General features: G+C 48.6%; 5 protein-coding genes. 3 read left to right on the top strand and 2 right to left on the bottom strand.

The window, feature by feature from the left end; genetic code table 11:
• Positions 1-174 precede the first annotated feature (174 nt).
• Positions 175-1,386 carry a M20 family metallopeptidase gene (locus JGK07_RS20235; RefSeq protein WP_293225383.1) on the top strand — a complete coding sequence of 404 codons (1,212 nt, stop codon included), beginning with the start codon at positions 175-177 and terminating at the stop codon, positions 1,384-1,386.
• Positions 1,387-1,608: 222 nt separating this feature from the next.
• Here the strand turns inward: JGK07_RS20235 and JGK07_RS20230 are convergent, their stop codons facing one another.
• Both JGK07_RS20230 and JGK07_RS20225 read right to left on the bottom strand, forming a co-directional pair.
• Positions 1,609-2,589: an aldo/keto reductase gene (locus tag JGK07_RS20230; protein WP_293225381.1), complete on the bottom strand. Its 981-nt coding sequence runs from the start codon at positions 2,587-2,589 to the stop codon at positions 1,609-1,611.
• Between the two features lie 367 nt (positions 2,590-2,956).
• Positions 2,957-4,273: a glycoside hydrolase family 10 protein gene (locus JGK07_RS20225; RefSeq protein ID WP_293216541.1), complete on the bottom strand. Its 1,317-nt coding sequence runs from the start codon at positions 4,271-4,273 to the stop codon at positions 2,957-2,959.
• Between the two features lie 279 nt (positions 4,274-4,552).
• Between JGK07_RS20225 and JGK07_RS20220 the strand changes: the two genes are divergently transcribed.
• Entirely contained in the window at positions 4,553-5,992 is a 1,440-nt protein-coding gene (locus tag JGK07_RS20220; RefSeq protein WP_293225379.1) for an FAD-dependent oxidoreductase, read from the top strand.
• A gap of 524 nt (positions 5,993-6,516) precedes the next feature.
• A complete protein-coding gene (locus JGK07_RS20215) occupies positions 6,517-11,379 on the top strand; it encodes a CHAT domain-containing protein (protein ID WP_293225377.1) in 4,863 nt (1,620 codons plus the stop codon).
• The last annotated feature ends 112 nt before the right edge of the window (positions 11,380-11,491 follow it).

Here is an 11,491-nt window from a genome sequence, read left to right as displayed (position 1 = left end):
TCTGTGTACTCTGCGCCCTCTGTGGTAAAACATCTTAGATTTTATTTTAACCGCAGAGAGCGCAGAGAGCGCAGAGAAGGAAAAGAGAGTTTTACAAATTATTTAACTGGTTCCCAGGTAAAGAGTAAAACGAGTAAACAACTAACAAATAACAACTAACAAATAACAACTAATATGGTTTCTACTGTACCGAATTTAACCGATTTCGATTTATCTCAGTTGCGGCTGGAGATTAGAAGTTTGCAGCCTCAGCTAGTCGAATGGCGCCGCCGCTTGCACCAAAAACCGGAGTTGGGTTTTGATGAGAATTTAACAGCCCAGTTTATCTCGCAAAAGTTGCAGGAATGGGGAATTGAGCATGAAACTAATATTGCTAAAACGGGTGTTGTCGCAACTATCGACAGCGGGAAGCCGGGGCGAGTTTTGGCAATTCGAGCGGATATGGATGCTTTGCCGATTCAAGAGGAAAATGAGGTGGATTATCGATCGCAGCATGATGGTATTATGCACGCTTGCGGTCACGACGGTCATACTGCGATCGCCCTTGGGACAGTTTGTTATCTCGCCAAACACAAACACAGCTTTTCGGGTAAGGTAAAATTCATCTTTCAGCCCGCCGAAGAAGGCCCGGGTGGCGCCAAACCGATGATTGAAGCCGGAGTTTTGCAGAATCCTGACGTTGAGGCGATCGTCGGCTTGCATTTGTGGAATAATCTACCATTAGGCACTGTAGGCGTCCGCAGCGGCGCGCTGATGGCGGCTGTAGAAGTTTTTGACTGCACGATTTTTGGCAAGGGCGGGCACGGTGGAATGCCACACCAGACTGTAGATGCGATCGTCGTTACAGCCCAAATTGTCAGCGCCCTACAGGCAATTGTCGCACGGAACGTTAACCCGATCGACTCAGCGGTAGTCACAGTCGGCAAATTCCACGCAGGGCACACCCACAACGTCATCGCCGACACCGCCCAAATCGGCGGCACAGTGCGCTATTTCAATCCCATATATCAAGGTTATTTTCACAGGCGAATCGAGCAAGTAATTGCCGGAATTTGTCAGAGTCACGGCGCCAATTACCAACTAGATTATTCTTCGATTTATCCGCCAGTCATCAACGATTCAAGCATGGCTGACTTAGTACGCAGCGTGGCAGAATCCGTTGTGGAAACTCCTGCGGGAATAGTCCCAGAATGTCAAACAATGGGCGGGGAGGATATGTCATTCTTTTTGCAAGAAATCCCCGGCTGCTATTTCTTTTTAGGTTCCGCAAATCCAGAGAAAAACTTGGCTTACCCGCACCACCACCCGCGTTTTGATTTTGATGAAACTGCGTTGGGGATGGGTGTAGAAATGTTTGTGAGGTGCGTAGAAAAATTCTGTGGTTAGAGTAGAGTCGGCGGTTGAAACCGCGTCTATACAAACAAAACCTGCCTCCGCAGGTTGAAGAATGAAAGGTTAAAAATATTTTATTCAGCAATTAGACTGGGCGGTTGAAACCGCGTCTATACAAATAAAACCTGCCTCCGCAGGTTGAAGAATCAAAGGTTAAAAATATTTTATTCATCAATTAGACTCGGCGGTTTCAACCGCCGACTCTAACAAACCAGGTTATCTCGTTTGAAAGATATTCTGCACCATTTTCTTATCCACACTCGCCGCCGCCTTATCCAATTCTGCAATCTCCCCCGAATTCAACTCCCAGCCCAAAGCACCAATATTATCCATCGCCTGCGCCGCAGATTTAGCCCCCGGAATCGGCATAGTTTCTTTGCAGATGCACCAGTTGATTGCTACCTGCGAAACAGTCTTGTTTCTGAACGCCGCTATTTCTCGCAAACAGCCCAAAAGCGATCGCATTCCCGGCAATAATTGCTTGCACGCCAAACCTCGGATACCTTTAGGAATAGAGCCATTTTCCGAATATTTTCCAGTCAGCAACCCCAAAGCTAAAGGACTGTAAGCAATCAATTTTATCCCCAATTCATCGCAAACATCTTTCAATCCAAGTTCTGTTACTGGATAAGTAGAAAGTAGCGAATATTGCACTTGTAAAGTCACAATAGGAACTTGGCGCGAACTAAATCTTTGATGCACCCATTTCAACCGTTTCGGCCCGTAATTAGATAAACCCACTCCCTTGACCAATCCTTGCTCGTAAAGGTCTGCCAAACCGTCCAAAAGAGCCCCCTCTTGCCAAGGTGCATAATTGGCTGTAGACCAGTGCATTTGCACCAAATCCACATTCTTTCCGAGGCGGGAAGCCGAGGCTTTTCCAGCAGATATCATGGATTGTCGCGTCAGTCTCCAAGGATAAGCCGCTAATTTTGTCGCTATACAAATATTGTCTTGATTTGCACCTTGATATTGTTGGGAAAACTGCCCCAAAAGTTGCTCGCTGCGTCCGTTTAATTTCCCGGTTCCGTAGGAATCACCTGTATCAAATAAGGTGACACCATTGTTAACGCAAAGATTGAACGCGGCTTGCAATTCTTCGTCCATACTTTCATCGTAACCCCAGAGTAATCTGTTACCCCAAGCCCAAGTGCCGCAGCCCATTTTTGGTAATACAATTTTTTGATTAGTTGACATTTTTATTGATGATTAATGATTGATATTAGTGTAAGCTATACTGAACAAGTGACCGGGGATGCTCGCACTCGTTCGTCGTTACCAAAGTATCTCACCAGCCCCTCACACGCGAGCGGGGACGGCACTAGGAAGAGACTGAGGAATGATATTAATGATATTATTTTCGCTTACATCCAAACAATAATTTTCCGCTCTTAAGTGCGAGCGTCCCCGCTCGCGTAACCTTCACTCCCCGCTCGCGTAACCTTCGCTCCCCGCTCGCGTAACCTTCGCTCCCCGCTCGCGTAACCTTCACTCCCCGCTCGCGCAACCTTCGCTCGCGAGCGCTGGAATATCCCGATGTAACCGGATTTGATATGAGGACTTTTTACTTTTTAGATGTGGTTGGTGAGGGCGAAGGTGGGCTGTTTTTTGTAGGTTGATTGGGCTTAGCTTTGGGGTCTGGTTTGGCTGGGGGCGGCGGAGGAAAAGTTGCCGCGCGTCTCGGTATTTGTAGCGCTGTGCGGAATGCAGAAGACGGGAAGAAGGCGCTAAATTGAGAAAGTCGATCGCCCATTGGTTCGGGTGCATCTTCCCACAAGCTTTCGTAGTAGAAGAAAGCGGCACCTAAGCCGTATTGTTGGACTGCTTGCACCTGGGATTTAATTTGCCCTATCGCTACTGGACGATTTCTTAAACCTGTCATAATCCCAACTCCAGTCGGAATTTTTTGCTGTGCTTCTCGCATTTCTGGACGGTTAATCTTGTCCACAAATGATTCTAGATTGGGACGGTACACTTGCACGATCAGTTCGTCGGCAATATCCAAACGCACCCAAGCCAGCCAATCTTGGAGGTGATGTTTGTAAGCAAATTCGTAGTAATTGGGAGAAATTGAGAAAATTGCCTTGGGTTTTGCTGCTTTGACGGCTTGATTTAGTTGGGACATAAAAGCGGTGATTTTATTAGCTCGCCACTTCACCCATGCTGCGTCTTGAGAGTCGGTTGGAGGTGCTTTTTTGGTTTCTTTGGTATACAAAGCCACTGTGTATTCGTCATAGCCAAATTCTGAGGGCAAACTCATATGGTCGTCGAATTGGATGCCGTCGGCGTTGTATTGGGTGGTGATTTCTAGTACGAGTTCGGTAATAAATTTCTGGACTTCGGGATGAAAGGGATTGAGCCAAACTACTTCGCCGCCTGCACCGTTTGATGTTTGACTGCCGTCTTGTTTTTGTGTCAGCCAATCGGGATTGTTTAAGGCTAATTCTGAGGTGGGAGGAGTCATAAAACCAAACTCAAACCAAGGAATTACTAGCAGGCCTTGGCGGTGGGCTTGGGCGATTAAATCTCCGATCATATCTTGTCCGTCTAACCCTCTATAAACAAAGGGTTGAATGTCTCTTTTTTGGGCGACTGGGCTGGGATACATTGCATAGCCAGAGTTCCAGACTACGGGATAGATTGTGTTAAAATTTAATCGCTTTAATTGGCTGACAGCCTCGGCTACTTTGCGCCTATCTCTGAGGATGTCTTTGTCGTTTGTCGTCATCCAAACTCCGCGAATTTCTTGGCGGGGTTGCTGGGCGATCGCGCCGATCGCATTATTGACCAACAATACTATAATGAATGAGAGGGCAAACAGCAGTGGGAACAAACGTTTAATCGATCGCGACCAACTGCGAGGAATGATCCGTAATGTCATAATTTTGAATGGTGAGTTAGCTTTCAAACACACCCCGGCATAATTTGGCGATCAAATTTGCTCGCTCTACAGTCTACAGCCATTTGCGCTGAATGTGCGATCGTACAATCGCTGAAAATCTGCGATGTAGGCGGGGGGTAAGTGAGAGCATTTTGTCAAAAGTGCTGGCCAATCTTAATTACACACCGCCAGCTCTCCTGACCGGACAGTCCTGTCTGCGGAAGTGCAAGTGCTGTACAATATCGGGGAAAGGAATATTTCGATCGAACATCTGTAATTGTGAAAGATTTAGTCTTAATTGGCGGCGGTCACAGTCATGCTATTGTATTGAAAATGTTCGGCATCAAACCGCTGCCCTCCGTGCGGTTGACTCTGATTAGCGATGTCCTGTACGCGCCCTATTCGGGGATGTTGCCGGGACACGTTGCCGGGTTTTACGATTATGATGAATGTCATATCGATTTGCGATCGCTGGCCGAATTTGCCGGGTGTCAAATATTGGTCGATCGGGCGATCGCGATCGACTTTAACAAAAATTTAGTAATTTGTCAAACCAGCCCTCCAATTAACTTTGACGTGCTGTCTGTGGATATCGGCAGCACTCCCGCGACTATATCAGTTCCAGGTGCGGCAGAATACGCAATTCCAGCTAAACCCGTACCGGAGTTTTTAGCTAGCTGGAATCAGTTAATCTCTGCAACGCAAAACTATCCAAAAAAACCTGTACGAATCGCGATTGTTGGTGGCGGCGCGGGCGGCGTAGAATTAGCATTGAATATGCAATCTCGTCTGGCGAAGGAAGAAGGAAGAAGGAAGAAGGAAGAAGGAAGAGGGAAGTCGGAAGAGGGAAGAAGGAAGAGGGAAGTCGGAAGAGGGAAGAAGGAAGAAGGAAGAGGGAAGAGGGAAGAGGAAAGAAGGAAGAAGGAAGAAGGAAGAGGGAAGAAGGAAGAGGGAAGAGGGAAGTTCGGCAGCGGATTTTGTAACGGATGGATTTTAAAGGAGAGAGGAAAGTTTAAGCAGGAAGAAGGATTAGAAATTAATTTGTTTCATAGCGGTGCTGAATTGATGCCTGCACATAACAAACGGGTTCGCCGCCGCCTGAAAGAAATTCTGATTAGTCGCGGCATTCAACTGCATCTAATGGAAAAAGTTAGTGCTATAGAAAAGCAAGAAATGATGGAAATAACATCCGATTCTCAATGCCCAATGCCCAATGCCCAATGCCCAATGCCCAATGCCCAATGCCCAATGCCCATTTACCAAATATACTGTGAATCTGGTTTGAAGATTGAGTGCGATCGCATTTTTTGGGTGACACAAGCATCCGCCGCCCATTGGATCGGAGAATCTGGTTTAGCAACTGACTCAAACGGCTTTATGCAAGTCAACGATTGCCTGCAATCAGTCTCTCACCCCAACGTATTTGGGGCTGGAGACATCGCGGCGATGGTTAATTATCCCCGTCCCAAAGCAGGCGTGTTTGCCGTGCGTCAGGGCAAACCGCTATTTGAAAATTTGCAAGAGTTTTTATTAGCAAAACCGCTGAAACCCTTTGCACCACAGGAAAAATATTTAGGCTTAATCGGTACTGGGAATAAAAGGGCGATCGCATCTCGCGGATCGTGGATGTGGGAATCAGCGCTACTGTGGTACTGGAAAGATTGGATCGATCGCCAATTCATGCAAAAATTCAGTAATCTACCCAAAAAACAGCAATAGTAAATCGAAATACATTCAACTATAATCTTCTCTTTTATTCTCTTACTCTGCGTACTCTGCGCTCTCTGCGGCTAATAAAAAAAGTTCATTTAGTTGACAGTTGACCGCTTGACAGTTGACAGGTAAACACAACTACCGTCAGAGGAGCGAGTGATTTCGTGGTTTGACTGCTCTTCTATCCAATCAGTACACCACGAAAGCCAGCATTTTGTCAAGACACCTGCTACAGATACATATCAAATCTGCATGGGATTTCCGATATTATGGCAGCGGGCGCTTTGAAAGTGCGATCGACTGAAGGAGGCACCCTTGGCACCCAGGAGACAAACCCCCCGTGTAGGCGCGCGATCGACTTTTTTAAGTTTATTGGCACTTTCGCGGAACATTACAGCTCAAACAAAATCAAAACTACTATAGATTAGAATTGGGAATCGGGAATTGGAAATCGGGAATTGCTTCCCATGACAACTATCAACCATCAACTATCAACTGTCAACTGTCAACTATCAACTGTCAACTGACTAATGACCTATTTTCGCTCTGCTTTAATTTTGACATTAGGTTTTTGGCTGCTACCGATAGCAGTGCGATCGCAATCTGTCGTTCCAGCGAATGACGGCACTAATACTGTTGTCAATCAGGAGCAAAATCGCTTAAACATTAGCGGCGGACAACTGTCGGGAAACGGCGCCAATCTCTTTCACAGCTTCAGCCAATTTAATCTTAGCGAAGGTCAAATCGCAAATTTTCTAACTAATCCAAATATTCAAAATATTTTAGGGCGGATTTCCGGTAGCAATATTTCCGTCATTAACGGTCTGATTTCTGTAAGCGGCGGCACCTCAAATTTATTCCTGATGAATCCGGCGGGAATTGTCTTCGGTCAAAATGCCAGATTAAACGTGCCTGGTTCTTTTTTGGCTACAACTGCTACAGGTATCGGTTTCGGCGATCGCTGGTTCAATTCTGCTGGAATTAATGATTATAAAGCTTTACTGGGAAATCCCAATCAATTTAATTTTAATAACTCACAAGTCGGTGCAATTGTAAATGCAGGAAGTTTGGCAGTTGGCAAGGGTCAAAATTTAACTTTGCTGGGCGGTACAGTAATTAATAGTGGGCAATTATCGGCGCCGGCCGGTCAAATTACGGTGGCTGCTGTTCCGGGACAAAATGCAGTCCGCATCAGTCAAACGGGTAACTTATTGAGTTTAGAAATTACTCCATCTTTGCCGTCAGAAAAATCTGCGATCGCCCCTGCTGCTACTTTACCTCAGTTGCTGACGGGCCCAGGAGTAGCGTCAGCCACAGGTTTAACAACCAACGCACAAGGTCAATTGGTACTGACGGGCGGCCAAACAGTGCCGATAAATGCCGGAAGTGCGATCGTCTCGGGTACTGTAAATGTATTTGCCCCTGCTGGCCAGACTGGCGGCACGGTAAATATTTTAGGCGAAAAAGTCGGATTGTTCGGCGCAAATATTAATGCTTCCGGGACTAACGGCGGAGGTGTTGTGCGCGTCGGAGGCGGTTTCCAGGGGCTCGAACCAGTGTTAAATGCCCAGGTAACTTATGTTAGTCCTGATTCTACGATCGCCACAAACGCGATCGACCGCGGCAACGGTGGCACAGCCGTAATTTGGTCAGACAATACCACTGGCTTCTTCGGCAATATTACTGCTCACGGCGGCACTGCCGCAGGTAACGGTGGCAGAGTCGAAGTTTCTGGCAAAAATGCTCTAACTTTCCAAGGACAGGTCGATACCCGCGCGCCTAACGGGACGATCGGCAATTTGTTGCTCGATCCGGCAAATATTACCATCGTCAGCGGTAACGGCATTCCCAGCGCGCGATCGACCGGCGGGGAACTCCAAGCCACAGGATCGCCCGCTGAAACATCGATCTCAGACGCGCAGTTGGAACAGATGGCTGCCGGCAGCAACGTAGTTTTAGACACTCCGGGCTACATCACCGTCCAAGACTTGCCCGACAACCAACTTTCACTGCAAGCGAGAACCGGAGACAGCGTAACATTTAGAGCGGGCGGAGTGTTTTTTGTCAACGATCCCAAGGATTTAATCGAAACTCAAGGCGGCAACATCAACATTTTTGCCAGCAGCATCTCTCTGGGGCGGCTGAATGCGAACGGTGGCAACATTGCTCTCACTGCTAGCGGCATTGACTTCAGGGGCGGCAACAATTCTGTCAGCAGTGCGGGGGGAACAATTAGCTTGCAACCCAACGACGGCAGACAAATTCGGATTGGCGGCAGCGGGGATAATTTAGGGATTTTGGACTTAACGGCAACGGATATCGCTGCTTTGGCAGGGGATTTTGGCTCGATCGCGATCGGGCGTCCCAACAGCAGCTCGATCGCGATCGTCACACCCATTACCTTCAACAGTTCGCTGACACTTCAAGGCAACTCTATCGCGATCGACAATCCCCTAAGAACGACTGGCAGCGCTAGTTTGACTCTCGATGCGTCCCAAACTGCGATCGGCGCAAACATTTCGACATCCGGCGCCGATCTCACTTTGACAGGCAACTTCTCCCTAAATGCTGATGTAGCTTTGAGCACTCAAGCTAGGGGCAACATTCTGTTCTCCGGCAGCCTAGACGGAACTCGCGCCCTTAGACTTGACGCTCAGAGAGTGCTGTTCGGCGGTACAGTCGGTCAAGCTGCGCCCCTAGCTAGTTTGACTGTCAACGGCCGGAGTACCGAGCTATCCGGTGCGATCGCAACTGCGGGCAACATCACTTTCAACAGTGCCGTCACAGTCGATCGCACCGCCACCCTCGCCGCCAGTACCGGCAATATCACTTTTGCCAATACCCTCGACAGCACCCCGGGCGGCGCAAATAATTTGACCCTGCGCGCTGGTGGCAACATTACTTTTGGGGGTTCCGTCGGTCAAACTCAGAGCTTGGGCCAGCTCTCGGCTGACGCTCCTAGCATCACGGCGACTTCGAGAATTACCGCGCGCAATTTGACCCTAAACGCCCGAGATCCCGCTACCCTCGGAGGGGACAACGGGGCGGGTTTACCAGCCGATATCAACGCAGGAAACCTACTCTTAGAGGGCAATTTAAGGACGGATGGCGGCAGCATCAACCTGCAAGCAACTCGCGAGGTGAGGACTGGCAATATTACCTCCAACGGCGGGAGCATTCGAGTTGAGGGAAATACTGTTACTGCCGGTACGATCGACTCCTCATCAGCAACGGGAACAGGCGGCGCGATCGCACTCAAAAGCAATACCGGCCCTTTAACTGCCGGCTCTTTGAACGCTTCGGGAGCGATCGGCGGCAATATTGACCTCACCTCCCAAGCCGGAATTTCCGCTCTCGATCTCACCTCCCGAGGCACTCAGAGAAACGGTGGCACCGTCTCCCTCAGCGCGACAGGTAACATTCTGTTGGGTTTTATCGATGCTAGAGGCGGCAAACAAGACGGCACAGGTGGCAACGTTGATGTGACAACCCTTGGTTTATTTCGATCGAACAATGTTTTCACCGACGATATATCTGGCAATCTTTCCAGCAGTATTTCTACCGCCGGAAGTGCCAGAGGCGGCGCGATCGCAATTCGGCACGGCGGCGGTAGCAATCGACCATTTGTAGTTGGCGGCGCGATCGACAATGGAACCAAGGGAAGCATTAATTCTGGCGAGGGAAACACCATTTTCCCCAATCTTGCTTTTGGGGAAACTTACACCCAAGGAAGTTTACCAAATCTGATTTCCCTAATCGCACCAACTCCCGCAGCAACTCCCGCACCAACTCCAACTCCCGCACCAACTCCAACTCCCGCACCAACTCCCGCATCAACTCCCGCACCAACTCCAACTCCAGTGTCCGTAAATCCTGAGCCTGGGCGATCGCTTCCGGCATCTTTGCAAGTAGAATTGCGATCGCCAAATCGAGACAAGCATTCTCCAATTAGCCCGGATATTTTCACTCCTTCTCGCAGATACGATCCGGCAGGCTCGGGAGTGTTAGCATTTGAGAGAACCTTCACTCGCGAGTACGAAAAACATCTAAAACTGCCCGCCAGAACGCCGATAACTAATATGTCGGTAATTTACGAAACTCTTCGCAAAAACGAACAAATTACCCGCGTAAAATCGGCAATCATTTATATGAATTGGGTCAGCGGAACCAACGGGGCAGCGAAAGAAAATAGTTCGGTGCTGGTGGCAAGTCGGAATTTATCTAATGTATTTCCTGCAATCAAAAACCTCACATCCGAGTCTCCTAGCTCCTTAGAAAAAAAGTTAGGAAAGAGCCTCCAACCAGCCGGCAAAGAAATTTCCGATGTTCCTAACGGGGAGCAGTTAGAATTAGTATTAGTCACAGCTAACGCTCAACCAATACGCATTTTAGTTCCCGCAATAACGCGCTGGCAGGTATTGCAACTAGCAGAATCCCTGCAAGCCGAAATAACTAATCCCAGAAGAAGAAACAGCATCAGTTATTTGGATGCAGCCCAAAAACTTTATCGGTTGTTAATTGCGCCCATAGTCACAGAATTGGCAGCTTTAAAGATTGACAATTTAATTGTAATTCCGGCAGCAGGTTTGCGAAGCTTGCCCTTTGCTGCCCTTCACGATGGCAAACAATTTTTAGTAGAAAAATACAGCATTAGCGTCATCCCGAGTCTGAGTTTGACGGATACCCGCTACCAGAATATTGCTGACGATGAAGTTTTGGCGATGGGCGCGTCGGTATTTCAAGATAAAGCGCCATTACCGGCGGTACCGGTGGAGTTAGAGTCGATCGCGCCGCCGACGCGCGGAAAATCATTTTTGAATCAAGATTTTACCCTCAGAAACTTGCAAGCTCAGCGGACAAATCATCCGTTTGGTATCATTCATTTAGCAACTCACAGCGAATTCCAGCCCGGGCAACCGACTAATTCTTACATTCAATTGTGGGATACTAAGTTGCTCATCACTGAAATGCCGAAGTTGGGGTGGAATGAACCGCCAGTGAATCTCTTAGTTTTAAGCGCGTGCAGTACCGCTTTGGGCGACGAAGAGGCAGAGTTGGGGTTTGCCGGTTTGGCGGTAGCTAGCGGTGCGCGATCGGCTTTAGCGAGTTTGTGGGAAGTCAGCGACGAGGGAACTTTGGGGCTGATGACAGGGTTTTACCGGCAGTTGCGCGCCCCCAGACGCGAGGGGAATGTGACGATTAAAGCCGAGGCTTTGCGGCAAGCGCAATTGGAGATGCTGCGGGGGCGCGTGCGGATTCAAGACGGGCTGCTGCGAGTCGAAGGGCTTGCTTTACCTCTAATTTTGCCTCCGGAAATTGCCGCGCGGGGCGATCGAATCCTTTCCCATCCCTATTATTGGGCCGCCTTCACCATGATTGGCAATCCCTGGTAATTGGCGATTAGTGAGGTACGTAGTTGGGCTTTAGCCCTCTTAGGTACGTAGTTGGGCTTTAGCCCTCTTAGGTACGTAGTTGGGCTTTAGCCCTCTTAGGTACGTAGTTGGG

Origin of the sequence: Microcoleus sp. PH2017_24_DOB_U_A (assembly GCF_020738205.1) — a bacterium.
GTDB lineage: Bacteria > Cyanobacteriota > Cyanobacteriia > Cyanobacteriales > Microcoleaceae > Microcoleus.
Note: the sequence above shows the minus strand (reverse complement) of the source record. Positions and strands in the feature narration are given on the sequence as shown.

Coding starts and splice junctions, on each gene's coding strand:
- JGK07_RS20230 (WP_293225381.1), bottom strand. CDS start 2,589: ATGTCAACTAATCAAAAAATTGTATTACCAAAAATGGGCTGCGGCACT.
- JGK07_RS20225 (WP_293216541.1), bottom strand. CDS start 4,273: ATGACATTACGGATCATTCCTCGCAGTTGGTCGCGATCGATTAAACGT.
- JGK07_RS20235 (WP_293225383.1), top strand. CDS start 175: ATGGTTTCTACTGTACCGAATTTAACCGATTTCGATTTATCTCAGTTG.
- JGK07_RS20215 (WP_293225377.1), top strand. CDS start 6,517: ATGACCTATTTTCGCTCTGCTTTAATTTTGACATTAGGTTTTTGGCTG.